Genomic DNA, 25,191 nt, shown 5'->3' with positions numbered 1-25,191 from the left:
TCTGGCAGGGCGGGGGCCGGTTGTCAGTGGCGCGTGCCACGCTTTTCTCCGAGGGGCCGGTTTCTCCGAGGGGCCGGTTCGCTCACCGCCGCAGTTCGTCGTGGGCGGCGCGCAGCCGGCGTACGCCCTCGGCGAGCTCGGCCGGTCCGGCGACGGCGGCGAAGCTGAGGCGTACGTGCCCGGCGGGCGGTTCGGCGCAGAAGTAGGGGCGGCCGGGGGCGACGGCGACGCCCGCGCGCAGGGCGGCGGCGAGCAGGGCGGGCTCGTCGGTGGTGTCGGGGAGGCGGAGCCAGAGATGGTGGCCGCCGGTGGGGAGGTGCGGGAGGGCGAGTTCGGGAAGGCGCAGGGCGAGCGCGGCGGCCATGGCGTCGCGCCGGGACTTCAACTCGGCCGCTACGGCGCGGAGGTGACGGCTCCAGGCCGGAGACCCGACGAGCTCCAGGGCGGCTTCCTGGAGGGGCCGCGGTACGAAGAAGGTGTCGACGACCTGGATGGCGCGGAGCCGTTCCAGCACCGGGCCGCGCGCGGCCAGCGCGCCGACCCGCAGGCTGGGCGAGGCGATCTTGGTGAGCGAGCGGACGTGGACGACGACGCCGTCCGGGTCCTCGGCGGCGAGCGGTGCGGGCAGCGGGCCCGCGTCCTCGTGGACGAGGTGGCGGGCGAAGTCGTCCTCGACGACGAAGGCCCCGGCCTCGCGGGCGATGCGCACCACCTCGCGGCGCCGCTCGGCGGGGAGGATCGCGCCGGTCGGGTTCTGGAAGAGCGGCTGGGTGACGAAGACGCGGGCGCCGGTGGCCCGGAAGGCGGCGGCCAGCAGGTCGGGGCGGACGCCGTCGCGGTCGGTCGGTACGGGCACGGGGCGCACCCCGGTGGCGCGGGCGACGGCCAGCATGCCCGGATAGGTGGGTGATTCGACGAGGACGGGGGCGCCGGGCGGGGCGAGGGCCCGCAGCGCGGTGGCGATCGCGGACTGGCCGCCCGCGGTGATCAGGACGTCGGCGGCGGTGACGGTGCCGCCGATCTCGCGGGCGAACCAGTCGCGCAGCTCGTGCAGTCCGTCGGTGGGCGGCCGGCTCCAGGCGCCGGGCCGCCGTCCGGCGCGGGCGAGCGCGGCGGCGAGGGCCCGCTCGGGCTGGAGGGAGGGGTGGAGATAGCCGCCGTTGAACTCGACCACGCCGGTGTGCGGCGCGGCGAGGGTGACGAGGACACCCGACGCGTCGACGGAGCGCGGCACGAGCTCGGTCGCGGAGTCGGCACTGAGGGCGACCTCCTGCCAGGAGGTGTCGCCCGCCTCCGGCGTGCCGGTGGCGCGCGGCCGGGCCCGGAAGGCGCCCGCGCCGGGGCGGGTGACGACCAGGCCCTCGGCGGAGAGCTGGGCGAGGGCCCGGGAGACGGTCACCGGGGAGACCCGGTAGCGCTCGACCAGGGCCCGACTGGAGGGCAGCTTTCCACCTGGAGAGTAGCGGTCCAGCTCCTTTTTCAGGGTGGCTGCCAGTTCAGCGACGCTGCTACGCTCATGCATGACAGCACAGAATAGCGCTACCACTCCGAACGCGATAGCGGTGGAGACCCCCGCCTCCCCCCGGACCCCGGCGTCCGCGCCCGCGCCCGGGGCCCCGTCGCCCGGGGCCGCCGCCGACCGCCGCGGCGTGGGCACGCTGCTCGCCTCGCTGGGCGTCGTCTCCTTCTCGCTCACCTTCCCGTCCACCGCCTGGGGACTGGAGAGCTTCGGCCCCTGGTCGCTCGTCGCCGTGCGCTCCACGCTCGCCGCGCTGATCGCCGGAGCCTTCCTGCTCGCGCTGCGCGTACCGGTCCCGGACCGCCGCCACTGGGCCGGGCTCGCGGTGGTCGGCGGCGGCGTCGTGGTGGGCTTCCCGCTGCTGACCACGCTGGCGCTGCGGACCTCGACCACCTCGCACGCCGCCGTGGTGGTGGGGCTGCTGCCGTTGACGACCGCCGCGTTCGCCGCGGTGCGCACCGGCCGGCGGCCGTCGCGCGCCTTCTGGGCGGCCGCGCTGGCCGGGGCGGCGGTGGTGATCGCGTTCACCGTGCAGCAGAGCGGCGGCGACCTGTCGGCAGGCGACCTGTATCTGTTCGGGGCGCTGCTGGTGTGCGCGGCCGGTTACACCGAGGGCGGCCGGCTGGCCCGGGTGATGCCGGGCTGGCAGGTCATCGGCTGGGCGCTGGTGATGTGCCTGCCGCTCGCCGTGGCCGGTTCGGCGGTCGCGCTGGCCTACGAGCCGGTGCGGCTGACCACGCACGGCGTCGTGGGCCTGGTGTGGGTGGCGGCCGGGTCGACGTTCTTCGGCCTGTACGTCTGGTACCGGGGCATGGCGGCGGTGGGCATCGCCCGGGCCAGCCAGCTCCAGCTGGCCCAGCCGCTGCTCACCCTGGTCTGGTCGGTGTGGCTGCTGGGCGAGTCGGTGTCGGCCGCCGCGCCGCTGGCGGCCGGAGCGGTCCTCGTCTGCATCGCGGTCACCCAGCGGACCGGCTCCTGAGCCCGCCGACACTCGGGTGACGCGGGACACACCCTCCGACGTAGACTCCCCATACGGGACAACTCCGACAAGTTCGACGCCGTCGATGTACGGCGCGAGGAGGTCACTCGATGCACGCGAGCAAGGGCGACAAATTGACGGTCCACGGCAGGACCGTCGGCCAGCACGACCGGACGGCCGAGGTCGTCGAAGTGCTGGGAAAGGACGGCAACCCCCCGTACCGCGTCCGCTTCGAGGACGGGCACGAGACGGTGATGTCCCCCGGCCCCGACAGCGTCGTCCGGCACGACGAACCGAGGTAGGCCAACCGGCCGGCAACCCGCCGGCCGGTCAGCAGCCACCTCGACGGCCGGTCAGCAGCCGGTCAGCGCCACGGACGGGCCGCGGCCGGGTAGTGGTCGGCCACCACCCGCGCCATCGCCCCGATGCGGTCCGCCCGGACCTCCCTGGCCGCGAAGAAGACATGGCCGCGCACCTGGTCGTACCGCTCCGTCAGGGTGAGGTGGCGCGACAGCTCGGCCGGGTCCTGCCAGGGCTCGGGCTGGGCCGGGTCACCCGCCTTGTACAGCGCCTCCCCCACGTACAGCCGCACGCCCGTGTCCCGGACGACCTCGTTCCACCAGGGCACCAGCTTGGCGTAGTCGGCGGCGGCGAACCCGATGTGCCAGTAGAGCTGCGGCACCACGTAGTCGATCCAGCGCTCCTTCACCCAGGTGCGGGTGTCGGCGTGCAGGTCGTCGTACGTCTGGACACCCGCCCGGGTGTCGGAGCCGAGCGGGTCGGTCGCGGCGTTGCGCCACACCCCGAAGGGGCTGACCCCGAAGAGGGCGCGCCGCCTCGTCTCCTTGATCCGGTACGACATCTCGCGCACCAGCCGGTCGATGTTGTCCCGCCGCCAGGCGGCCCGGTCCGGGAAGCCCGCGCCGTACGCCTCGTACGCCTCGTCGTCGCCGAAGGACTGCCCGGCCACCGGGTACGGATAGAAGTAGTCGTCGAAGTGGACGCCGTCGACCGCGTACCGGCGTACGGCGTCGAGCATGGCGTCCTGCACGAAGCGCCGCACCTCGGGCAGGCCCGGGTTGTAGTAGAGCTTCCCGCCGTACGGCACCACCCAGTCGGGGTGCACCCGGGCGGGGTGGTTCTCGGCCAGGCGCGCCGGATCGGTGTGGTTGGCCACGCGGTACGGGTTGAACCAGGCGTGCAGCTCCAGGCCCCGCCGGTGCGCCTCCTCCACGGCCGTCCCCAGCGGGTCCCAGCCGGGGTCCTTGCCCTGCGCCCCGGTGAGGACGTGCGACCAGGGCTCGTACGGCGAGGGCCACAGGGCGTCGGCGGTGGGCCGCACCTGGAAGACCACCGCGTTGAGCCGCCGCTCGACGGCGGTGTCGAGGTGGGCGAGCAGTTCGGCGCGCTGTGCGTCGGCGGTCAGCCCGGGCCGGGAGGGCCAGTCCCGGTTGGCGACCGTGGCCAGCCACATCCCGCGGAAGTCCTTGCCGCCGGGTGCGCGCGCCGCGGAGGAGGCGGGCGCCGTCCGGCGCCGGGCGCCCGCGCCCGCCTCGGCCGCCGCCCACAGCGAGGTCAGCGCCGCCGCCGCGCCCACCACCAGACCTCTTCTCCGGATATTTCCGATCCTTTCGTTCCTTCCGATGTGCCGCATTCATCGCCCCTTACCGGTTGGATTGTCCGGACGTCCCCGCAGAGCATGCCCGCCCCGGGCCGCGCCCCACCGGCCCGAACGGAGTAACGTCAGGGGGTCGAGGCGGGCGCCGGAATCACACGGGGAACCTGCCACCGGGAAGAACAGCGAAAGGCACGATGTGACCGACATCGAACGCGTCGGAGTGGTGGGCTGCGGCCAGATGGGCGCGGGCATCGCGGAGGTGTGCGCCCGCAGCGGCCTCGAGGTCAAGGTCGCCGAGACGACCGGCGAGGCGCTGGAGATCGGCCGTACCCGGCTGTACAACTCGCTCTCCAAGGCCGCCGAGCGCGGCAAGATCACCCAGGAGGAGCACGACGCGACGCTGGCCCGCCTCAGCTTCACCACCGACCTCGGCGAGTTCGCCGACCGTGACCTGGTCATCGAGGCGGTCGTGGAGAACGAGCAGGTCAAGACGGAGATCTTCCAGGTCCTCGACCAGGTCGTGACCCGTCGGGACGCGATCCTCGCCTCCAACACCTCCTCCATCCCGCTGGTGAAGCTGGCCGTGGCGACGTCCCGCCCCGACCAGGTCATCGGCGTCCACTTCTTCAACCCGGCCCCGGTGCAGCAGCTCGTCGAGCTGATCCCGGCGCTCACCACCTCCGAGGGCACGCTCAGCCGCGCCCAGGCCGTGGTCGAGAAGGTGCTGGGCAAGCACGCCATCCGCGCCCAGGACCGCTCCGGCTTCGTGGTGAACGCGCTGCTGATCCCGTACCTCCTCTCCGCGATCCGGATGTTCGAGTCGGGCATCGCCAGCCGCGAGGACATCGACAACGGCATGGAGCTGGGCTGCGCCCACCCGATGGGCCCGCTGAAGCTCGCGGACCTCATCGGCCTGGACACCGTCGCCTCGGTCGCCGACTCGATGTACGCGGAGTACAAGGAGCCGCTGTACGCCGCGCCCCCGCTGCTCCAGCGGATGGTGGACGCGGGCCGGCTCGGCCGCAAGACGGGCTCGGGCTTCTACCCGTACGCGTAACGCGGCGTGCGGGGACCGCGATTCGCACGGGGTGTGCGGAGCGTGTGCGCATATGCCCTTCGCACACGCTCCCCCCGCTCCACCAGGGGGAGTTGACTCGGCTACGGCCCGTCAACGAAGAGGAGCGGAGAACCGTGACCACCACCGACCCCGAACACTTAGCGGCCGTCGAGGAGTTCGCAGAGCTGCGGCGCTGTCTCGACGTCGGTCTCGCCCGGATCGACGGCCAACTGGCGCTGCTCGCCCAGCGCCACGGCCAGATCGACCGCGATCTGACCGATCTGGCCTCGCGCGTCTCGGCGCTGGAGCACACCAGGTGGCCCTTGCCCGCCCTGTCCGTGCTCACCGCGGTGGGCGCGCTCGCGGTCGCGGTGTGGCAGGCGCTCGGGCGCTGACGTCCGGGCGTCCGTCAGCCGAGCCGCAGATGGTGCAGCATCAGCAGCCCGGCCGCCATGTTGGCGGCCGGGACCTCGCCGCGGGCGATCATGTCGGGCACCAGCTTCAGCGGGACCCACTCGCGGCGCGACGACTCGAAGGCGTCCTCGGGAGGCCCGGTGTAGGTGGCCTCCTCCGCCCAGTAGAGGTGATGGCGGGCGTCGGTGAGGCCGTTGGACGGCTCCACGGTGAGCAGGTGCCGCAGCGGCCCCGGGCGCCAGCCCGTCTCCTCCTCCATCTCCCGCGCCGCCGCGGCCTCGATGTCCTCGCCGTCCTCGACGACCCCCGCCGCCAGCTCCCACCCCCAGCTGTCGGTGATGAAGCGGTGGCGCCACAGCAGCAGCACCTCGTTGGCCTCGTTGACGGCGGTCGCCACCGCGACCGGGCGCAGCCGGATGAGGAAGTGGTCGAGGTGCCGGCCGTCGGGGAGTGCGACGTCCGCGAGGTTCACCTTGAACCAGCGGTTCTCATACACAGTTTGTTCGTTTAAGTTCGTCCACTGCACAGTTCTGCCACCTTCCGACACGTAGGTGGCAATATCGCAGCAGGTGCGGGGTCACAGCGGAACGCGCAACGCCCCGTCGATGAGCTTGGCCGCCTCCCGCGCCTCACCGCACCCGCTCGCCACCAGGTGCTCCCGCACCGCGCGCAGCCGGTCCCGCAGTCGCTGCGACTCCATCCCCCGGGCCCGCTCGGCCATCTCCACCGCGGTCCGCGCGGCGCGATCGGCCTCGCCCTGCCGCAGCTCGATCTGGCTGAGCATCGCCAGCCGGTGGACCCTGCCCCGGTCGTGCGCCGGCGTGCGCACGGCGGCCGCCGCGTGCTCCCGGGCACCGCTCAGGTCCCCCAGGCTGAGCAGCGCCTCCGCGACCTGCACATTGACCAGCCCGGGCTGGACGTAGCCGGTCTCGTCGGGCTCGCGCCCCGGCCGGATCCGGTCCGCCTCCGCCTCCGCGTGCCGGATGCACCGCAGCGCCCCGGCACCGTCGCCGAGGTGCGCGTACGCCTTCGCCTGCATGGCGTACAGGTCGGCGGTGAGCGCCGGGGTGATCTGCCCGCCCGCCGTGCGCAGCGCCGCCTCCGCGAACGCCACCGCCTGCCGGTGCTCCCCCAGGAACAGGGACTGGTTGACCAGCAGCGCGATCACGTACGCACCGAGCCCGCGGTCCCCGCTCGCCTTCGCCAGCCGCAGCGCCTGGTGGAAGTAGCGCTGCGCGAGCCCGTGCGCGTCGGAGTCGTACGCGCAGATCCCGGCCACCGCCACCAGGCCGCCCGTGGCGCGGTGCAGCTGCCGGCCGAGGGCGTCGCTGTAGGAGCCGCGCAGCAGCGGCGCGGTCTCGGCGTTGAGGAACCCGACGATCCGGGCGCGCGTGGCGATGCCGCCCGCCTTGCGGTACATCAGCTCGTAGTGCGCCCGCGCGGCGCGCAGCATCTGGATGTCGCAGTCCGAGACGTGCGTCTGCCCGTCGCGCGAGACGTCCGCGTCCTCGGGAGGGTTCTCCCACTCCCACACGGGCATCACGGCGGGCGTGCCGGTGACGGCCGGGGCGCCCAGTATGTGCGGCCGCTGCTGCTCGTCCGAGCGCCACAGAGCGGTGGCCCGCTCGACGAACCCGGACAGCGGCGAGCCGTGCCCTGCGGCGGTGTCACCGGCCACGCCGAGGCCGACGTCGTCGAGCGTGACGGGCCGGTGCAGCCGGGCGCTCAGCACCTCGCAGATCAGGTCCGGCACCTGGCCGCGCGGGCGCTGGCCCTTCAACCACCGGGCCACCGCGGTGTGTTCGTACCGCAGCGCCATGCCTCTGGCGCGGCCGGCCTGGTTGACGTGCGCGGCGAGGCCGGCATGGGAGATGCCCGCCTCGTCGAGCAGGGCGTCGAGCAGGGTGTTGGGCTGCATGGGGCCCCTCCGATGCCTCGGTGCGGCCAGCGTAGTGCAGGCGCGTTCGCACGGGGTGTGAACCAAGTGCCCCGGTCCGTACCCCGCGTACGCTCCCGCCCTGCCGCGGGCGCCGGTTGACTGGGCTGTCTCTCACAGAGGCGGCGGGTCACCGGCTCCCCCTCGTACAGTTGCGGTGGCCCGTCGCGCGCCGTCCGTCCTGCCGGATCTGCCCGATACTCCGCGGCAGGGCGGGCGGCGCCAACGACGGGCGGCTGACGTCGTTGCGCAGGACGACCAGGGCGACGTCGTCGGTCAGCCGCCCGCCGGTGTGCCGCAGCAGCGCCGCGTGCACGCGCTGCACGACCGCCGTCGGCGGCGCGCCCGTCCGCGCGGCCCGCTCCAGCACCTCCTCCAGCCGGAAGAACCGCCCGCCCCGGTCCCGCGCGTCCTCTGCGCCGTCCGTGTGCAGGAACAGCGCCTGCCCCGGCAGCAGTCGGGTGCACCGGTGCGCGGGCAGCTCGTCGGGGAGCGGGAAGACACCGAGCGGCGGCAGGGGGTCGCCCGCCGCGACCGGTTCCGCGCCGGGGCCGAGCCGGTAGGGCCAGGGGTGCCCGCAGTTGAGCGCCCGCACCTCGCCGTCCCGGGCTATCTCCAGCAGCAGGACGGTGACGAACTCCTCCGCCGACGGGCTGAGCGGGTTCCAGCCGCCGGAGGCCGGGTGCTCGTGGCGCGCCCGCTCGCGCAGGTGCCGCGCCAGCGCCCGGTCCAGCCGCCGCAGTACGCCGCCGAGTTCCGGCTCGTCGTGCGCGGCCTCCCGGAAGCTGCCGAGGACGGCGGCCACCGCGCCCAGGGCGCCGAGCCCATGACCGCGTACGTCGCCGATGACGACGCGGACGCCGTACGGCGTGGCCACCGCCTCGTACAGGTCACCGCCCACGGCCGCACCCGGGGCGGCGGAGAGCTGGCCCGCGGCGACGGACAGGCCGTCCAGCCGGGGTGGCAGCGGGCGCAGCAGCGCCTGCTGCGTGGCCTGCGCGATGGCCCTGACCTGCCGCAGCTCCCGCGCCAGGCCCCGCCAGAGGCCCAGGATGAGCCCGGTGCCCACGGTGAAGAAGACGACGCTGGTGGCGAGCCGGGTGGGCAGGCTCTCCTGCTGGGCCAGCGGGCAGGTGAGCTTCCACAGGACGGCGACCCCGCCCCAGAGGGTGGGCAGCGCGAGCGGGACGAGCGAGGCGGGGTGGCGAGGCCGGGATCGCGTACGGGCCATACGGATCATGCGGACCGCCCTTCTTCAGGCCCCTGTCGCGGTCGGGACGATTCTGTCGATCGTCGCCGTCGCGGGGCGAGGTCCACCAGACTTCCCACTCGAACGAGTGAGGGGCATGGCCGGTGTTCCGGCCATGCCCCTCATCACGGGATCTCTCGGGATCTCACGGGATCCGTACGCGGGTGTCAGGCGCCGCGCAGCACCGCGCCCGTCCGCTCGGCGGCCAGCGCCACCGCGGTGTCACGGGCGGCCGAGGCCTCCTCGACGGTCAGCGTGCGGTCGGCGGCGCGGAAGCGCAGCGCGTACGCCAGCGACTTCCTGCCCTCGCCGATCTGCTCACCCTCGAAGACGTCGAACAGCCGGATGGACTCCAGCAGTTCGCCCGCGCCCTCGCGCAGCGCGCGCTCGACCTCGGCGGCCGGCACGTCCTTGCCGACGACCAGCGCGACGTCCTGCGTGGCGACCGGGAACGTCGAGATCCGCGGCGCGCGCAGGGCACCGGCCGAGGCGCGCTCGACGGTGTCGAGGTTCAGCTCCATCGCGCACGTACGGGCGGGCAGGTGCAGCGCCTTGACGACGCGCGGGTGCAGCTCACCGGCGTACCCGACGACCTGCTCCTCACCGTCGGCCACGACGGCCAGTTCGGCGCAGCGGCCCGGGTGCCAGGGGCCGTACTGGCCCTGGCGGACGACGAGCTCGGCGCCGGCCTCGCGGGCGACGCTCCGCGCGGCCTCGACCGCGTCGGCCCAGTCGGCCGGGCGGTCCTTGCCCCACCAGCCGGCCTGCTCGCGCGCGCCGGCGAGGACGACCGCGACGTGGCGCGGCTGCTCGGGGAGCGGGGCGTTGAGGGCCGCGATCTCCTCGTCGGTGGGACGGCGGTCGACGGGCAGGACCACGGCGCTGCCGGCCTCGGCGGCCGGGTGGAAGACCAGCCCGGTCTCGAAGAGCGCCAGGTCGTGGCTGCCGCGCCCGTCGTTGCGGCGCAGGGCGCCGAGCAGCCCGGGCAGCAGCGTGGTGCGCAGCGCCGGCTCTTCGTCGGAGAGCGGGTTGACGAGCTTCACGACCTTGCGGTTCGGGTCGTCCGCCGCGAGGCCCAGCTGGTCGAAGACCTGCTCGGCGACGAACGGGTAGTTCGGCGCCTCGACGTACCCGGCGCCCGCGAGCACCCGCCCGACGCGGCGGTGCAGCCGCTGCCGTGCGGTCAGGCCGCGGCCGGCCGGGGGCTTCGGCAGCGTGGACGGGAGGTTCTCGTACCCCTCCAGCCGGATGACCTCTTCGGCGAGGTCGTTCGGGTGGGCGAGGTCCGGGCGCCACGACGGGACGGTGACGGTCAGCTCGTCCTGCCCCAGGACGTCGCAGCCGACCTCCTGGAGGCGGCGGACGACGGTCTCGCGGCCGTAGACGACACCGGCGACGCGGTCGGGGTGGTCGGCGGCCATCGTCACCGTGCGCGGGGCGGACGGCGCGATGATCTCGGTGACACCGGCCTCGGCGGTGCCGCCCGCGAGCAGCACCAGCAGGTCGACGGTGCGCTGCGCGGCAGCGGCGGCGGCCTGCGGGTCGACGCCGCGCTCGAAGCGCCGGGACGCCTCGGAGGACAGCTTGTGGCGGCGCGCGGTGCGGGCGATGGCGACCGGGTCGAAGTGGGCGGCCTCGATGACGACCTCGGTGGTGCCGCGCACCTCGCCGGTCTCGGGGTCGGTGACGGAGTCGGCGATCTCGGTGTTCTCGCCGCCCATCACGCCCGCGAGGCCGATGGCCCCGCGCTCGTCCGTGATGACCAGGTCCTCGGCGTCGAGGACGCGCTTGACGCCGTCGAGGGTGGTGAACTTCTCGCCCGCCTCCGCGCGGCGCACGCCGATCGCTCCCTGGATGCGGGTGCGGTCGTAGGTGTGCAGCGGCTGGCCGAGCTCGAGCATCACGTAGTTGGCGACGTCGACGGCGAGCGAGATCGGGCGCATGCCGGCCTTCTGGAGGCGGCGGCGCAGCCAGATCGGGGAGCGCGCCTCGGGGTCGAGCCCGACGACGGTGCGCGCGGTGAAGCGGTCGCAGCCGATCGGGTCGGAGACCTTGACGGGGTAGCCGTACGCGTTCGGCGCGGGCACGTCGAGCAGCGCCGGGTCGCGCAGCGGCAGGCCGTAGGCGGTGGCGGTCTCGCGGGCGACACCGCGCATCGACAGGCAGTAGCCGCGGTCCGGCGTGACGGCGATGTCGAGGACCTCGTCGTACAGCTCCAGCAGCTCGGTGGCGTCGATGCCGATCTCGATCTCGGGCGGCAGCACGATGATGCCGTGCGTGCCGTCGTCGCCCATGCCGAGCTCGTCGGTGGAGCAGATCATGCCGCGGGAGATCCGGCCGTACGTCTTGCGCTCGGCGATCCGGAAGTCGCCGGGGAGCACGGCGCCGGGCAGGGCCACGACGACCTTGTCGCCCTCGGCGAAGTTCCGGGCGCCGCAGATGATCTCCTGCGGCTCACCGGTGCCGTTGGCCTGGCCGACGTTGACGGTGCAGAAGCGGATGGGCTTCTTGAACTCGGTCAGCTCCTCGATGGTGAGGACCTGGCCGACGACGAGCGGGCCCGTGAGCCCGGCGCCGAGCTGCTCGACGGTCTCGACCTCCAGGCCCGCCGACACCAGCTTGGCCTGTACGTCACGGCCGGTTTCCGTCGCCGGCAGGTCGACGTACTCCCGCAGCCACGAAAGCGGGACCCGCATCAGATCTCCATCCCGAACGGCCGGGTGAACCGGACGTCACCCTCGACCATGTCTCGCATGTCTTCGACGTTGTGGCGGAACATCAGCATCCGCTCGATGCCGAACCCGAAGGCGAAGCCGCTGTACTTCTCCGGGTCCACGCCGCAGGCGGTCAGCACCTTGGGGTTGACCATGCCGCAGCCGCCGAGCTCGATCCAGCCCTCGCTGGAGCAGGTGCGGCAGGGGCGGTCCGGGTTGCCGACGGACTCGCCGCGGCACACGTAGCAGACCATGTCCATCTCGGCGGACGGCTCGGTGAAGGGGAAGAAGTTCGGCCGGAGCCGGGTCTTCATGCCCTCGCCACCGAAGAGCGCCTGGACCATGTGGTCAAGGGTGCCCTTGAGGTCGGCCATGGTCAGGCCCTCGTCGACGGCGAGCAGCTCGACCTGGTGGAAGACGGGCGTGTGCGTGGCGTCCAGCTCGTCCGTGCGGTACACGCGGCCGGGGCAGATCACGTACACCGGGGGCTCGCGGTCCAGCATGGAGCGGACCTGGACCGGCGAGGTGTGCGTGCGCAGCACGACGCCCGAGCCGGACGTGCCCTCGGCGTCGGCGACGAAGAAGGTGTCCTGCTCACCGCGGGCGGGGTGGTCGACGGCGATGTTCAGCGCGTCGAAGTTGAGCCACTCGGACTCGACCTCGGGGCCCTCGGCGACCTCGTAGCCCATGGCGACGAAGACGTCCTCGATGCGCTCCATGAGGGTGGTCAGCGGATGGCGGGCGCCGGCCGGGACGCGGTCGTACGGAAGGGTGACGTCCACCGCCTCCTCGACCAGGACGCGCGTGTCGCGCTCGGCCTCCAGCTCGGCCTGGCGGGCGGCCAGTGCCTTGTTCACGGCACCGCGGGCCTGGCCCACGCGCTTGCCGGCCTCGGCCTTGGCGTGCGGGGGCAGGGCTCCGATCTCCCGGTTGGCGAGCGCCAGCGGCGAGGTGGGGCCGGTGTGCGCGACCTTCGCCTCGTGCAGCGCGTCGAGGTCGCCGGCGGCGGCGAAGGCGGCGAGCGCCTCGTCCCGCATGCGCTCGATCTCTTCCGGTTTCAGTGCCTCGACCTCAACAGGGTCGTACGACTTATTGGGTGCCGACATCTCTTCCGTACTTCCGATGGGCTGGCTGGGGACCCCGCTCGACGACCGAGGACGCAAAGGTGCCAAAGGACGAGTCTAACGGGGGATGGAGTGGCGGATGCGCCGAGGATCAGCCCGTGGACACCTGCGCGGCCTTCCGTTACGCCAGATAGGCCGGGGCGCCCACGGGCAGCGTAAATCGGAACTCGGCGCCGCCGGCCGGTCCGCGGCCGACGGTGATCGTCCCGCCGTGCGCCTCGACGATGCCCTTGACGATGTACAGGCCGAGGCCGGTCCCGCCGCGCTTGCTCCCCCGCCAGAAGCGGGTGAAGACACGGCCCATCGACTCCTCGGGGATGCCGGGGCCTTCGTCGCTCACGGTGACCGCCGTTCCCTTCTCGTCGTCGCCGGCGCCGGTGGGTGCCACCTCGATGGTGACGGTTCCCTCGCCGTGGCGCACCGCATTTTCGAGGAGGTTGCCGAGGACCTGGTCGATCTTGTCGGGGTCGGCCCACAGGTCGGGCAGGGGGCGGCGTACGCGGACGAAGAAGCGGTCCGGGGACTGACCGCGCGCGGTGTGCGCCTGGATGTGGCGGCCGATGGCCGCGGCGATGTCGACGGGCTGGCGGCGCACCTCCAGGCGGCCGGAGTCTATTCGCGAGATGTCGAGCAGCTCGGCGATGAGCCGGGTGACGCGGCCCGCGTCGGCGTCGACGGTCTCCAGCATCAGCCGCTTCTGGTCGTCGGTGAACCGCTCCCACTTGGCGAGGAGCGTGGCGGTGAAGCCCTTGACGGAGGTGAGCGGGGAGCGCAGCTCGTGGGCGACGGTGGCGATCAGCTCGGCGTGGCTGCGTTCGGTACGGCGGCGGGCCTCGGTGCCGCGCAGGGTGACGACGACCTTCCGGACCGGGCCCAGGGGGTGCTCGCGCACGTAGCGGGCGGCGACCAGGACCTCCCGGTTGCCGGGCAGCAGCAGGTTGCGCTCGGGCTGGCCGCCTCGGATGGCGAGCCCGCCGTAGGGGTCGGTCAGCGCCCACCAGCGGCGGCCCTTGAGGTCCTCCAGGGGGAGGGCCTCCTCCAGCGGGCGCCCGAGGGCCGCGTCGCGGCGGACGGCGGTGAGGCGCTCGGCGGCGGCGTTGAAGCAGACGACGGTGCCGTGCCGGTCGGCGATGACCAGGCCGTCGGGGAGGTCGTCGGGCTCGTACCCGCAGGCGTACGGGTCCGGCGCGGCGGGCGCGTCCGGTCCGGCGGGCGCGTTGAGTAAAGCGCCCCGCGTCGTCGCCGACGGCCTGCTCGTCCCGGGCGTCATCCCCGAATCCCACCCCTCCGTACCGCACAGTGGGCCGTTCCCCCGCGGCCCGCCAGCCTACTAGCTGGAGGTGACGGAGCGGCACCCTCCGGCAGCGCGCTGCGCACGCGCGGAGCCGTAGAGGCATACGGCGGCGGCGGTCGCCAGGTTCAGGCTCTCCGCCTTCCCGTGGATCGGTACGCGGACGACCGCGTCGGCGAGGGCGCGGGTCTCCTCGGGGAGGCCCCATGCCTCGTTGCCGAAGATCCAGGCGGTGGGGCCGCCCATGGTGCCCGCGTCGAGCTCGGCGTCCAGGTCGGCCTCGCCCGCCCCGTCGGCGGCGAGGATCCGCACCCCGGCGCTCCGGAGCCCGGCGACGGCCTGCTCGACGGGCACGCCGACCGCGACCGGCAGGTGGAAGACGGAGCCGACGGAGGCGCGTACCGCCTTGGGGTTGTACAGGTCGACCGAGGCGTCGGTGAGGACCACGGCGTCGGCGCCGGCCGCGTCGGCGCAGCGCAGCACGGTGCCGGCGTTGCCGGGGTCGCGTACGTGGGCGAGGACGGCGACGAGCTTGGGGCGGTTCTTGAGGATCTCCTCGAACGGCGAGTCCAGGAACCGGCAGACCCCGAGGAGGCCCTGCGGGGTGACGGTCTGCGAGACCTCGGCGAGGACGGCGTCGGAGGCGTGGTGGACGCGGGCGCCGGTGGCGCGGGCGGCCTCGACGATGTCGGCGTACCGCTCGGCGGCCTCGACGGTGGTGAAGAGCTCGACCAGCGTCGGCTCGCCGCCACCGCGGTGGGCGACGGCCTCCCGTACGGCCTGCGGGCCCTCGGCGATGAACCGCCGCTCCTTGCCCCGGAAGTTCCGCTTGGCGAGCCGCCGGGCGGCGATGACGCGCGGGGAGCGGGGGGAGATCGGCTCGGGGAGCTCGGGGGTGCCCATGGTGGTCGGCGGCTCTCTTCTCGTACGCACGGGGGTCGAACAGACCGGACCCGCAGGCGCTGGGCCTGCGGGTCCGGGCGGAAGTACTGCTGCCTGGGAGATCAGGCGGCGGCCTTCGGGGCGTTGACGTCGCTCGGGAGCGCCTTCTGGGCGGCCTCGACGAGCGCGGCGAACGCGTTGGCGTCGTTGACGGCCAGCTCGGCCAGGATCTTGCGGTCCACCTCGATGTTGGCGGCCTTCAGACCCTGGATGAAGCGGTTGTAGGTGATGCCGTTGGCGCGGGCAGCGGCGTTGATGCGCTGGATCCACAGCTGACGGAAGTCGCCCTTGCGCTTCTTGCGGTCGTTGTAGTTGTAGACGAGGGAGTGGGTGACCTGCTCCTTCGCCTTGCGGTACAGGCGCGAGCGCTGGCCGCGGTAACCGCTGGCCTGCTCGAGGATCGCCCGGCGCTTCTTGTGGGCGTTGACTGCCCGCTTGACGCGTGCCACGTGTTAACTCCTTGTAGCGGGGTCGTGGTTGGACTCACACGACCCGGAAACGAATGGATCCCGGCGGTGACCGGATGCCCCCGTCACCGGGGGCGGGAGGTCAATCAGATGCCCAGCATCTTCTTGATCTTGGCGCTGTCACCCGGGGCCATCTCGGCGTTGCCGGTGAGGCGACGCGTCAGCTTGGACGACTTGTGCTCGAGCAGGTGGCGCTTGCCGGCGCGCTCGCGCAGCACCTTGCCGGAGCCGGTGATCTTGAAGCGCTTCTTGGCACCGCTGTGCGTCTTGTTCTTCGGCATAGCGCCGTTCTCTCCTCGTCAGTGGCGCTCCCAGCCGGTCCGGGGACCGGCACGCGGGAGCGTCAGGTGTATCGGTTGAGTCCCGGGCGGATGCCCCGGACACAGGCCCTCGGGGACCTCGGGCCTACTGGGCGGACTCCGCCTCGGCGGGCTGCTCCACCTCGGTGGGCTCGTCCGCCTGAGCGGGCTGGCCCTGGCGCTCCGCCTTGCGGGCGGCCTGCGCCTCGCGGGCCTCGGCCATGGCCTCGGTCTTCTTCTTGTGCGGACCGAGAACCATGATCATGTTGCGGCCGTCCTGCTTCGGGTTCGACTCGATGAAGCCGAGGTCCTGGACGTCCTCCGCCAGCCGCTGCAGCAGCCGGTAGCCGAGCTCCGGCCGGGACTGCTCGCGACCACGGAACATGATCGTGATCTTGACCTTGTCGCCCTGCTTGAGGAACCGGACGACGTGACCCTTCTTGGTGTCGTAGTCGTGCGGGTCGATCTTCGGCCGGAGCTTCATTTCCTTGATGACCGTGTGCGCCTGGTTCTTGCGCGCCTCACGGGCCTTCATGGCCGACTCGTACTTGAACTTGCCGTAGTCCATGAGCTTGCAGACCGGCGGCCGTGCGGACGCCGCGACCTCAACCAGGTCCAGGTCGTACTCCTGCGCAAGCTCCAGCGCCTTGGCGAGCGGCACAATGCCCACCTGCTCGCCGCTGGGACCGACAAGTCGCACCTCGGGAACGCGAATCCGGTCGTTGATGCGGGGCTCGGTGCTGATGGATCCTCCTCGGTAGCACCACGCGACCGCCTGGCGGACGGACGCGTAACGTCTGTTTAGTGAGACCAACCGCGCCGGTGCATGAAAAATGCCCCGGACGGGACACAGGCGGGGCTCCTCGTCATACCGGAGCACCGCCACGGGTGTACCGCGGGGCGCGCATTCGGGTAGCCCCATCGTCCGTACGGAACGATGGCCGCCACCTGACCGGTGACCCGCCGTCCCGGAGGACGGCCAGGTGGGAGAGCGGAGCCTCCACTTGTGGGCCGGAGCACGAGTCGTGTCCAGCCGGTCGTCACACCAGGTTAGCAGCTCCCGGGGGGTGCGGCTAACCGTGAGGCGTACGCCTATCGTGGGCGTCATGAGTGACGCCACGCCGAGCAACGCCTCCGCCTCCTCCCCCGCCTCCGCACCGGAGACGGCCGGGACGACCGACTTCGAGACCATGACCCGCGACATCGCGGAGGTGCCCGCGGTCGAGGTGATCGTCACGGTCGCCGTCAACCTGATGAGCGCCGCGGCCGTCAAGCTCGGGCTCACCGAGGAGGGCGACGCGTACAAGGACCTCGACGAGGCGCGCAAGCTGATCCACGCGCTGGCGGGCCTGCTGGACGCGGGCGCGACGGAGATCAGCTCGTTCCACGCGGCGCCGCTGCGCGACGGGCTGAAGTCGCTGCAGCTGGCGTTCCGCGAGGCGTCGATCGTGCCGGACGAGCCGGGTCAGGGGCCGGGCGAGAAGTACACGGGTCCCGTGTACGGCTGATCGCTCACCGCTTGACGTAGAAGGGCTCGCCAGGGGGCGTGGCCTCGGCCGGCAGCAGTGCCAGGTCCAGGCCCCGCACCAGGCGGGCCCTCAGTGTTTCGTCGGCCGCCAGCGCGCGGGCCACGCGCTGGGCGGTCTCGGCGGGCGGCGCGGCCGGACCGGTGACGAACGCGAGCGTGCCGTCCGCGCCGCCGCCGGGCACCAGGTACGCGCGGAGCACGGCGGGCTCGGCGGCCACCACGGCGCGTACCGCCTCGGTGACGGCCGGGTCCGCGAGCGGGTCGGTCGTCGTGCGCCCCTCGGCGGCGGCGAGCAGCGCGCGGCCGGTCAGCTGGTACGGCACCGGTCCCGCGAGGTCCAGCACCAGCGTGTCGGCCTTCTCGTGGGCGGCCGCCTGGAGCGCCTGGTGCAGCGGTACGGCGACGGGGCGGGCGGCCGGGTCCCACAGGGCCAGCGACGCCGTGGAGGTGAACGCGGGCAGCGCGCGGCGGTCGCCGGCGGTGAGCGTGGGCACGGCCATGTCGCTGGTCTTCTCGCGGCGCAGCCCGGTCTCCTCGTCCTCCTCGACCTCGCCGAGGACGGCGACGACGGGCACCAGCAGCCGGGCGCCCCTGAGCGCCGCGAGCACGCGCGGCTCGGCCGACCGGTCCTCGGCCCAGGCCGCGAGGGCGGCGGTGAGCTCGGGGTCGGCGGTGCCGTCGTCGTCGGAGAAACCGGGGTCGGGGATGTTCTTGAGCGCCACGCGTCGAGCCTATCCGGGTGTCAGTACCCGCTCGCGCGGCCCCCTCGCCACAGCACGACCGCGACGATCACCAACAGCACGCCGACGCCGCCGGTGACGGGTGCGAGCAGCCCGGTGCCCGCCCCCTCCTCGGGCGCGGGGCTCGGGCCGGTGCCGAAGTAGCGCTTGGCGTAGCCGGACGTGGCGGCCTTCGGGTCGGCCGGGCGCAGCCTGCTCCCCGCCTCGATCGCGGCGGCGGGGTCGACCGTGCCGTACCCCTTGTCGTCGTCGTGGCCGCCGCCCTTGGGGCGGTCGCGGGCCGTGTCGGCGAGGAGCTTCTTGATCTGCGCGGGGGTCAGCTCGGGGTGGGCGGCGCGGACCAGGGCGACGGCTCCGGAGACGAACGCGGAGGCGGCGCTGGTGCCCCAGCCCTGGTAGTACTTGCGGTCCGGGTCGGGGATGACGATGTCGACGCCGGGCGCGCTGACGGTGGCGTACCAGCGGCTGGTGGAGAAGGCGGCGTGGGTGCCGTAGCGGTCGACGGCGGTGACGGCGATGACGCCGGGGTAGGCGGCGGGGTACGAGATGTGGTCGCCCTTCTCGCCGCCGTTGCCGGCGGAGGCGACGACGACCACGCCCTTGGAGAGGGCGTACTGGACGGCGGCGTCCTCACCGGCGTCGGGGTGGGCGGACTCGCTGTCGTCGCCGAGGGAGAGGTTGATGACGTCGGCGCCCTGGTCGACGGCCCAGCGGATGCCCTTGGCGAGGGCGGTGCCGCGCGTGGCCCGGGCCTTGGTCCGGGCGGGGTCGGAGCCTTCGAGGATGACGCGGACGGGGAGGATCTTCGCCTCGGGCGCGATGCCGAGGACGCCGTCCTGACCGCCGCGCCCATGGCCGTGACCGGCGATGATCCCGGCCATGGCGGTGCCGTGGCGGGCCCAGGCGCGGTCGCCGCGGCCGGCGCCGAAACCGATGAGGTCCTTGCCGGGCAGGACGTTGCCGGCGAGGTCGGGGTGGGTGTCGTCGACGCCCGTGTCGAGGACGGCGACGGTGACACCCGCGCCCTTGGTGGTACGCCACGCCTGGGTGGTGTGCATGGCCTCCAGGCCCCACTGCTGGGCGCGGATCGCGTCGGCGTGGGCGGGGGCGGCGGGCAGCAGCGCGAAGCCGACGGCGGCGAGGGCGGCGGCGAGGGCGCGGGGGCGGCGTCTCACCGCGGCTCCTGGGTGCTGGTGACCTTGGCGAGGGTGGTGCGCAGTCCGCGCTCGACGCGGTCGGCTATGCCCTTGGCCTCGTGGCCGAGGCCGGCCTGCGCGGACGCGGTCGTCTGGCCCTCCGCCATGGCCTCGGCGGCCGGCTGCGGGTCGGGGACGGTGCGGCCGTCGGCGAAGCCGGAGACGGCGTACACGATCACCGGTGCCTCGGTGAGGACGCTCACCCGCCAGCTGGCGCGCTGCTTGTCGCCGAAGCCGGCGGCGACGGTGCCGGGGGCCGGGAGGGTGCGGGGCATCAGGTCGGCCCGCTCGTCGAGGCTCTCGTCGCCGAAGCGGGCCCTGAGGGCGGTCATGGCGGTGGCGTCGGCCTCGGTGAAGACCATGCCGACGGTGGTGACGCTGGTCGAGGTGGCGTCGGTGTACGTGGCGCGCAGCACGCGTGCGCAGCCGACGGGGCGCAGCGCCTTGAGGAGCAGCGGGTCGAGCGCGCCCGCGCAGGGGCCGTCGGGCGCCACGGCGACGCGCGTCCACACCCGGTCGGCGCGGCCGGGTCCGGCGCCGTCGCCCTTGAGGGTGCGGGGGAAGAGGGTGTCGACGGGGACGCTGTGCCAGAGGGTGCGGGCCTCGGTGTACGCGGTACGGGCGGCCGGGTCGGGGCCCGAGTCACCGGCGAGCCACGCGCCGGCCACGGCGCCGCCGATCAGCCCGAGCCCGAGCACCAGGCACGCGACGGCCACCCCGACGCGCGCCGGGTGCCGGTCGCGGACGGGGCGCAGGCGGGTGGTCTGCTCCACGGGCGCCTCGGGGGGCGGCGGCCCCCAGTACGGGTGCGCGGCGTGGGGCACGGCGCTCTGGGGCGGGGTGCTTGGGGACGGGCCGCTCTGGGGTGGGCCGGAGGGCGCCGGCCCGAGGTTGACGGCCCCGACGGGCAGTCGCCGCGAGGGCGCGGGGGCCCCGGCCGTGCCGGACTGCTGCGGTACGGGCCGGAGGCGGGCGGTGGACTCGGCGGGGGCGGGCTGCTGCGGCTGTTCCGGCCCCGTCGGGCGCGGGGGCCCGGCCGGGGGCTGTGCTTGCGGTGCGCCGGGGGCGCGCGGCGGCTCCTGGGCGGCGGCGGGCGCGGGCAGGGGGGCGGCGGCAGGGCGCGGCGGGGTGGACGGCGCAGTGTCCGGCGCAGTGCCCGGCGCGAGCGGCGGCAGCGGGGCGGAGGCGGACGTACGCGGCGGCGTGGCCGACGGGGCCGGCGGCGCGCTCTGGGCGAGCGGCGGCAGCGGGGCGGCCTTGCGCGGCTCTGCGGAGGGCGCGGACGGCGGGGCAGCCGGGGCCGGGGGTTCCGGCGGGGCGGGGCGCTCCGGAGGGAGGAAGGCGTCGCTGATACGGGAGGACGGGCGTCGTGCTTCGGTGCTCATCCGCCCCCCTGGTTGTCGTCCGGATCGCCTTTCGGGGCAGGCCCGTTCGTCGGCGCGTGTCGTCACTCTAAGGCTTCCGCCCAGGTCCGCCGCAACGCGGCCGCAGGTGGGCGGGGCAGGCCCGCACCGATCTGACCGGAACATCCCCCTACCCGGAGGTAGCACCGTCTGGCAGGCTCGGGCCATGACTCCCCGTGCCGCTGACCGGGCCCGGTACGACCGGGCCACCGCCCATCTCGACGCGCCGCTGGCCGTCGTCGATCTGGAGGCGTTCGACGCGAACGCCGACGACCTGGTCCGCCGGGCCGGTGGGAAGCCGATCCGGGTGGCGAGCAAGTCGGTGCGGTGCCGGGCCCTGCTGGAGCGGGTGCTCGCGCGGGACGGGTTCGCCGGGATCATGTCGTTCACGCTGGACGAGTCGCTGTGGCTGGCGCGGGCGGGGTTCGAGGACGTCCTGCTGGCGTACCCCTCGGTGGACCGGGCCGGTTTCTCGGAGCTCGCGCGGGACGCGAAGCTTGCGCGCGCGGTGACGGTGATGGTCGACGACCCGGCGCAGCTGGAGCTGATCGACCGGGCCCGCGAGGGCGGGGCCGAGGAGATCCGGGTCTGTCTGGAGCTGGACACGTCGCTGCGCCTGCTGGGCGGTCGCGTACGGATCGGGGCGCGGCGCTCCCCGCTCCACACGCCCGCGCAGGTCGCCGAGGTCGCCCGGGCGGTGGCGCGGCGGCCGGGCTTCCGGCTGGTCGGGCTGATGGCGTACGAAGGGCACGTCGCGGGTGTCGGGGACGCGGTCGCCGGGCGGCCGGCGCGGTCGCGGGCCGTGCGGCTGATGCAGGCGGCCGCCCGCAGGGAGCTGGCGGTGCGGCGGGCGGCCGTGGTGGACGCGGTCCGGGCGGTGGCGCCGGAGCTGGAGTTCGTCAACGGCGGCGGCACGGGAAGCGTGCAGCACACGGCGGCCGAGGACGCGGTGACCGAGATCGCGGCGGGGTCGGGGCTCTACCTGCCGCGGCTGTTCGACCACTACACCTCCTTCACGGGCCGCCCTGCCGCGCTGTTCGCGCAGCCCGTCGTCCGCCGCCCGGGCGTGGGCGCGGTGACCGTGCTCGGCGGCGGCTACCCGGCGTCGGGCGCGCCGGGCAGGGACCGGCTGCCGGTGCCGTACCTGCCCGAAGGGCTGCGGTACGACCCGCAGGAGGGTGCGGGCGAGGTGCAGACGCCGCTGCTGGGCTCCCCCGCCGACGATCTGCTGATCGGCGACAAGGTGTGGTTCCGGCACGCGAAGGCGGGCGAGCTGTGCGAGCGGTTCGACGCGCTGCACCTGATCGAGGGCGACCGGATCACGGCGACCGTGCCGACCTACCGGGGTGAGGGCCGGACCTTCTTGTAAGCCGGACCCTTTGGTAAGCCGGGTTGCAAGCCGGACCTTCTTGCAGGAGGTCAGGGCCCGATGGAGCTGCCGACGCCCCCGCCCGTGGCACTGCCGATGGGGCGGATCCCTCGGGTGATCTCGTCCATGAGGGCGAGGGGCGGGCCCTCCGGGCCGGCGTCGAAGGCGAACCGTACGACCACGGGGGCCCCGGTGCCGGAGGGGGAGGGAAAGGCGAGCGACTGGACGTACCCGCCCGGGCCGTTGCCGGTGGTGACCTGCCAGCGGACCAGGTGGCCGGTGCGCCCGGCGACGACGGCCGGGCGCGAGGCGACCACCTTGTGGGACCGGAGGCCGCCGTGGAGGCGGTTGCCGAGGGCGTCCGCCTCGTACGCCCGGTCGGCGGCGGTCACGATGTCCTGTTCGGCGATGGTCTTGAAGCTGCTGCCCTCCGGCGCGCTGACGGTCCAGGAGCTGACGGTCCCGGGCTTGCAGAAGCGGCCGGTGTCGCCGGGGCAGGGGACGTCGGCCGTGGTGGTCAGGGTGGCGACGTCGGCGATGGTGTGTTCCGGCTTCTCCCAGCCGTCGGGGATGGGGAGGGTGATGCCGTTGAGCTGGTCGACGAGGACCGCGGGGCCGTCCTCCGCGCCGGAGTCCGTACCGGACGGCGAAGGAGTGGGTGTCGCCGCGGGTGTCGTCACCGGGGCGGTGGTGGAGGGCGGCGGGGCGAGCGCCTCGCCGTCGTCGGAGCCGCCGGGAGGCCCGAGGACGACCGCCGCCACGGCGACCGCCGCCACCAGGACGGTGCCCGCGACGGCGAGCGGCAGCACGCCGCTCTTGCCCCGGGCGGGGCGCGGGCCGGGGTGGGCGGTGGGACGGGTCTGTCCGGTCCACGCTGTGCCGTCCCACCAGTGCTCGACGGCGGGGTTGCCCGGGTCCGGGTACCAGCCGGGAGGAGTCGTCATGCTCATGCGGTCAGCCTAGGGAGTGTCGTCAAAGGAGCGTCGTCCGCCTCGAAGGGCGGGCCCGGCGGCGTCTGGTGCGTGCGATCGCAAGGCGGAGGAAGGAGCCACTGCGGAGCATTGGCGACTGACGACAACGCGGCGAGCGTGCGTGCCGGGCGTCGCCGGGCAGACGGGACTTTGACGACACGACCTAGGGCGGGCGTCGGCGCGCGACGCCCGGCCCTCCGGCGGTGTGCCTACAGGGGCGTGACGTACGCGCCCGAGATGCCGCCGTCGACGAGGAAGTCGGTGGCGTTGACGAAGGACGAGTCGTCGCTGGCGAGGAACGCGACGGCGGCCGCGATCTCCTCGGCCTCGGCGAAGCGCCCGACCGGGATGTGGACGAGGCGGCGCGCGGCCCGCTCCGGGTCCTTGGCGAACAGCTCCTGGAGGAGCGGGGTGTTGACCGGCCCGGGGCACAGGGCGTTGACGCGGATGCCCTCGCGGGCGAACTGCACGCCGAGCTCGCGCGACATGGCGAGCACGCCGCCCTTGGAGGCGGTGTACGAGATCTGGCTGGTGGCCGCGCCCATGCGGGCGACGAAGGAGGCGGTGTTGATGATGGAGCCCTTGCCCTGGCGGCGCATGTAGGGGATGGCGGCCTTGCAGCACAGGTAGACCGAGGTGAGGTTGACCTCCTGGACGCGCTTCCACGCCTCCAGGCCGGTCTCCAGGATGGAGTCGTCGTCGGGCGGCGAGATGCCCGCGTTGTTGAAGGCGATGTCGACGCTGCCGTAGGTGTCGTACGCCGTCTTGAAGAGCGCCTCGACCTGTTCGGCGTCGGTGACGTCGACGCGTACGAAGGTGCCGCCGACCTCGTCGGCCGCGGCCTTGCCGGCCTTCTCGTCGATGTCGCCGCAGACGACGTGGGCGCCTTCCGCGGCGAGGCGGCGGGCGGTGGCGAGGCCGATGCCGCTGCCGGCGCCGGTGATGACGGCGGTACGGCCGACCAGGCGGCGGCACACGATGTTGTCGGTCATGGGGTCTCAGGCCTCCGTGCTGATGAAGACGTTCTTGGTTTCGGTGAAGGCGGTCAGGGCGTCGGGGCCGAGTTCACGGCCGAGGCCGGACTGCTTGAAGCCGCCGAACGGGGTCCAGTAGCGCACGCTGGAGTGGGAGTTGACGGAGAGGGCGCCCGCGCGGACGGCGCCGGAGACGCGCAGGGCGCGGCCGACGTCACGGGTCCAGATGGAGCCGGACAGGCCGTACTCTGTGGCGTTGGCGAGCCGGACGGCGTCCTCCTCGTCCTCGAAGGGCAGGACGACGGCGACGGGTCCGAAGATCTCCTCCACAGCGGCGGGCGCGTCGGCCGGGAGGCCGGTGAGGACGGTGGGCGGGAACCAGAAACCGGGTCCCTCCGGGGCCTTGCCGCGGATCGCGTCCGCGCCCTCGGGGACGTACCCCCGCACCCTCTCCAGCTGCGTGCGCGAGATCAGCGGGCCCATCTGGGTCCGCTCGTCGGACGGGTCCCCGACGACGACCTCCTCGATGGCGGGGGTGAGGAGCTCCAGGAAGCGGTCGTACGCACCGCGCTGGACGAGGATGCGGGTGCGGGCGCAGCAGTCCTGGCCGGAGTTGTCGAGGAACGCCATGGGGGCGGAGGCGGCCGCGGCCTCGATGTCGGCGTCGGCGAAGACGATGTTGGGGCTCTTGCCGCCGAGTTCGAGCGTCACGCGCTTCACGCGGTCGGCGCACTTGGCCATGATCTGCTTGCCGACGCGCGTGGAGCCGGTGAAGACGATCTTGGCGACGCCGGGGTGCTCGACGAGGGCGTTTCCCGCGACGGGGCCGGCTCCGGGCAGCACCTGGAACAGGTGCTCCGGAAGGCCCGCCTCCAGGGCGAGTTCGGCGAGCCGCAGGGCGGTGAGGGGGGTGGTCTCGGCGGGCTTGAGGACGACGGCGTTGCCGGCCGCGAGGGCGGGGGCGGTGCCCCAGGCGGCGATCGGCATCGGGAAGTTCCAGGGGGCGATCACGCCGACGACGCCGAGGGGTTCGAGGATCGTCACGTCCAGACCGCCCGGGACGGGGATCTGGCGGCCGTTGAGGCGCTCCACTCCCCCGGCCGCGTAGTCGAGCAGGTCCCGGACGTTGCCCGCCTCCCAGCGGGCGTTGCCGAGGGTGTGGCCGGCCTCGCGGACCTCCAGCCGGGCCAGCTCCTCCACGTGCTCGTCGACGGCGGCGGCGAAGCGGCGCAGCAGGCGGGCGCGGTCGGCGGGGGCGGCGGCGGCCCAGGCCCGCTGGGCGGCGGCCGCGCGCGTGACGGCGGCGTCGACGTCGGCGGCGGTGGCCGCCGGGACGGTGGCGACGACCTCCTCGGTGGCGGGGTTCAGTACGAGGTGCTCGGTGGGCTCGGTGCTCACGTG

At 74.0% G+C, this 25,191-nt stretch carries 24 protein-coding genes; 6 read left to right on the top strand and 18 right to left on the bottom strand.

All coding sequences use genetic code 11. From position 1 onward, the window contains the following. Nucleotides 1-82 precede the first annotated feature (82 nt). The gene (locus ABZX67_RS21290; RefSeq protein ID WP_355362419.1) at nt 83-1,522 is read right to left on the bottom strand and encodes a PLP-dependent aminotransferase family protein; all 1,440 of its coding nucleotides are present in this window, start codon (nt 1,520-1,522) and stop codon (nt 83-85) included. On the opposite strand from ABZX67_RS21290, the gene ABZX67_RS21285 reads away from it, so the two are divergent. Together ABZX67_RS21285 and ABZX67_RS21280 are read left to right on the top strand one after the other, a co-directional pair. Next, complete coding sequence (locus tag ABZX67_RS21285) at nt 1,521-2,498, top strand: DMT family transporter (protein WP_355362417.1); 978 nt, start codon at nt 1,521-1,523, stop codon at nt 2,496-2,498. The two genes, ABZX67_RS21290 and ABZX67_RS21285, sit on opposite strands and share 2 nt — an antisense overlap. A 110-nt stretch (nt 2,499-2,608) precedes the next feature. Beyond that, nucleotides 2,609-2,800 carry a DUF1918 domain-containing protein gene (locus ABZX67_RS21280; RefSeq protein WP_355362415.1) on the top strand — a complete coding sequence of 64 codons (192 nt, stop codon included), beginning with the start codon at nt 2,609-2,611 and terminating at the stop codon, nt 2,798-2,800. 62 nt (nt 2,801-2,862) lie between these two features. On the opposite strand, the gene ABZX67_RS21275 is transcribed toward ABZX67_RS21280, so the two are convergent. Continuing rightward, nucleotides 2,863-4,152: a family 10 glycosylhydrolase gene (locus ABZX67_RS21275; RefSeq protein WP_355362413.1), complete on the bottom strand. Its 1,290-nt coding sequence runs from the start codon at nt 4,150-4,152 to the stop codon at nt 2,863-2,865. Nucleotides 4,153-4,312: 160 nt separating this feature from the next. Here ABZX67_RS21275 and ABZX67_RS21270 point away from each other — a divergent pair, with 160 nt between their 5' ends. Together ABZX67_RS21270 and ABZX67_RS21265 are read left to right on the top strand one after the other, a co-directional pair. Next, on the top strand, nt 4,313-5,173 hold the full coding sequence (locus ABZX67_RS21270) for a 3-hydroxybutyryl-CoA dehydrogenase (protein ID WP_355362411.1): 861 nt from the start codon (nt 4,313-4,315) through the stop codon (nt 5,171-5,173). Nucleotides 5,174-5,307: 134 nt separating this feature from the next. Next, entirely contained in the window at nt 5,308-5,568 is a 261-nt protein-coding gene (locus ABZX67_RS21265) for a hypothetical protein (RefSeq protein ID WP_355362409.1), read from the top strand. 14 nt (nt 5,569-5,582) lie between these two features. Here ABZX67_RS21265 and ABZX67_RS21260 read toward each other — a convergent pair whose 3' ends face one another. The 10 genes from ABZX67_RS21260 to infC all read right to left on the bottom strand — a co-directional run bounded on the left by ABZX67_RS21260 (nt 5,583) and on the right by infC (nt 16,423). Beyond that, nucleotides 5,583-6,113 carry an NUDIX domain-containing protein gene (locus tag ABZX67_RS21260; RefSeq protein WP_355362407.1) on the bottom strand — a complete coding sequence of 177 codons (531 nt, stop codon included), beginning with the start codon at nt 6,111-6,113 and terminating at the stop codon, nt 5,583-5,585. Nucleotides 6,114-6,164: 51 nt separating this feature from the next. After that, nucleotides 6,165-7,505, bottom strand: a complete 1,341-nt coding sequence (locus ABZX67_RS21255) for a transcriptional regulator (protein ID WP_355362405.1) — start codon at nt 7,503-7,505, stop codon at nt 6,165-6,167. 148 nt (nt 7,506-7,653) lie between these two features. Then, nucleotides 7,654-8,763: a PP2C family protein-serine/threonine phosphatase gene (locus tag ABZX67_RS21250; protein WP_355362403.1), complete on the bottom strand. Its 1,110-nt coding sequence runs from the start codon at nt 8,761-8,763 to the stop codon at nt 7,654-7,656. A 176-nt stretch (nt 8,764-8,939) separates the two neighbouring features. Further along, nucleotides 8,940-11,468 (bottom strand): phenylalanine--tRNA ligase subunit beta, encoded by a 2,529-nt coding sequence (gene pheT / locus ABZX67_RS21245; RefSeq protein ID WP_355362402.1) that lies wholly within the window; start codon nt 11,466-11,468, stop codon nt 8,940-8,942. Then, nucleotides 11,468-12,592, bottom strand: coding sequence for a phenylalanine--tRNA ligase subunit alpha (pheS, locus tag ABZX67_RS21240; protein ID WP_355362400.1), 1,125 nt, complete (start codon nt 12,590-12,592; stop codon nt 11,468-11,470). The genes pheT and pheS overlap by 1 nt, the downstream gene beginning before the upstream one ends. Nucleotides 12,593-12,731: 139 nt before the next feature. Further along, nucleotides 12,732-13,880: an ATP-binding protein gene (locus tag ABZX67_RS21235; RefSeq protein ID WP_355362398.1), complete on the bottom strand. Its 1,149-nt coding sequence runs from the start codon at nt 13,878-13,880 to the stop codon at nt 12,732-12,734. A 60-nt stretch (nt 13,881-13,940) separates the two neighbouring features. Further along, complete coding sequence (locus ABZX67_RS21230; protein ID WP_355362503.1) at nt 13,941-14,804, bottom strand: RNA methyltransferase; 864 nt, start codon at nt 14,802-14,804, stop codon at nt 13,941-13,943. 101 nt (nt 14,805-14,905) lie between these two features. Next, nucleotides 14,906-15,292, bottom strand: coding sequence for a 50S ribosomal protein L20 (gene rplT, locus ABZX67_RS21225; RefSeq protein WP_031080021.1), 387 nt, complete (start codon nt 15,290-15,292; stop codon nt 14,906-14,908). A gap of 104 nt (nt 15,293-15,396) precedes the next feature. Next, nucleotides 15,397-15,591 (bottom strand): 50S ribosomal protein L35, encoded by a 195-nt coding sequence (rpmI, locus tag ABZX67_RS21220; RefSeq protein WP_010476245.1) that lies wholly within the window; start codon nt 15,589-15,591, stop codon nt 15,397-15,399. Nucleotides 15,592-15,715: 124 nt separating this feature from the next. Then, on the bottom strand, nt 15,716-16,423 hold the full coding sequence (infC, locus tag ABZX67_RS21215) for a translation initiation factor IF-3 (protein ID WP_355362395.1): 708 nt from the start codon (nt 16,421-16,423) through the stop codon (nt 15,716-15,718). A gap of 292 nt (nt 16,424-16,715) precedes the next feature. Between infC and ABZX67_RS21210 the strand changes: the two genes are divergently transcribed. Further along, on the top strand, nt 16,716-17,117 hold the full coding sequence (locus ABZX67_RS21210; RefSeq protein ID WP_355362393.1) for a DUF1844 domain-containing protein: 402 nt from the start codon (nt 16,716-16,718) through the stop codon (nt 17,115-17,117). A gap of 4 nt (nt 17,118-17,121) precedes the next feature. Here ABZX67_RS21210 and ABZX67_RS21205 read toward each other — a convergent pair whose 3' ends face one another. The 3 genes from ABZX67_RS21205 to ABZX67_RS21195 are packed head-to-tail and all read right to left on the bottom strand — an operon-like array spanning nt 17,122 to nt 19,897. Continuing rightward, nucleotides 17,122-17,859, bottom strand: coding sequence for an SseB family protein (locus ABZX67_RS21205; protein WP_355362391.1), 738 nt, complete (start codon nt 17,857-17,859; stop codon nt 17,122-17,124). Nucleotides 17,860-17,879: 20 nt separating this feature from the next. Next, nucleotides 17,880-19,052: a type VII secretion-associated serine protease mycosin gene (mycP, locus tag ABZX67_RS21200; RefSeq protein ID WP_355362389.1), complete on the bottom strand. Its 1,173-nt coding sequence runs from the start codon at nt 19,050-19,052 to the stop codon at nt 17,880-17,882. Further along, the gene (locus ABZX67_RS21195) at nt 19,049-19,897 is read right to left on the bottom strand and encodes a hypothetical protein (RefSeq protein ID WP_355362501.1); all 849 of its coding nucleotides are present in this window, start codon (nt 19,895-19,897) and stop codon (nt 19,049-19,051) included. The genes mycP and ABZX67_RS21195 overlap by 4 nt, the downstream gene beginning before the upstream one ends. A 745-nt stretch (nt 19,898-20,642) precedes the next feature. Between ABZX67_RS21195 and ABZX67_RS21190 the strand changes: the two genes are divergently transcribed. Further along, nucleotides 20,643-21,845 carry an amino acid deaminase/aldolase gene (locus ABZX67_RS21190; RefSeq protein ID WP_355362388.1) on the top strand — a complete coding sequence of 401 codons (1,203 nt, stop codon included), beginning with the start codon at nt 20,643-20,645 and terminating at the stop codon, nt 21,843-21,845. A 50-nt stretch (nt 21,846-21,895) separates the two neighbouring features. On the opposite strand, the gene ABZX67_RS21185 is transcribed toward ABZX67_RS21190, so the two are convergent. The 3 genes from ABZX67_RS21185 to ABZX67_RS21175 form a co-directional block, all read right to left on the bottom strand. Further along, nucleotides 21,896-22,795 (bottom strand): DUF2510 domain-containing protein, encoded by a 900-nt coding sequence (locus ABZX67_RS21185; RefSeq protein WP_355362386.1) that lies wholly within the window; start codon nt 22,793-22,795, stop codon nt 21,896-21,898. A gap of 230 nt (nt 22,796-23,025) precedes the next feature. Then, the gene (locus ABZX67_RS21180; protein WP_355362384.1) at nt 23,026-23,808 is read right to left on the bottom strand and encodes a 3-oxoacyl-ACP reductase; all 783 of its coding nucleotides are present in this window, start codon (nt 23,806-23,808) and stop codon (nt 23,026-23,028) included. A 6-nt stretch (nt 23,809-23,814) separates the two neighbouring features. Continuing rightward, nucleotides 23,815-25,188, bottom strand: coding sequence for an aldehyde dehydrogenase family protein (locus tag ABZX67_RS21175; protein ID WP_355362382.1), 1,374 nt, complete (start codon nt 25,186-25,188; stop codon nt 23,815-23,817). Nucleotides 25,189-25,191 lie beyond the last annotated feature (3 nt).

The sequence above is a fragment of the Streptomyces sp. NPDC003036 genome (assembly GCF_040611175.1).
GTDB lineage: Bacteria > Actinomycetota > Actinomycetes > Streptomycetales > Streptomycetaceae > Streptomyces.
Note: the sequence above shows the minus strand (reverse complement) of the source record. Positions and strands in the feature narration are given on the sequence as shown.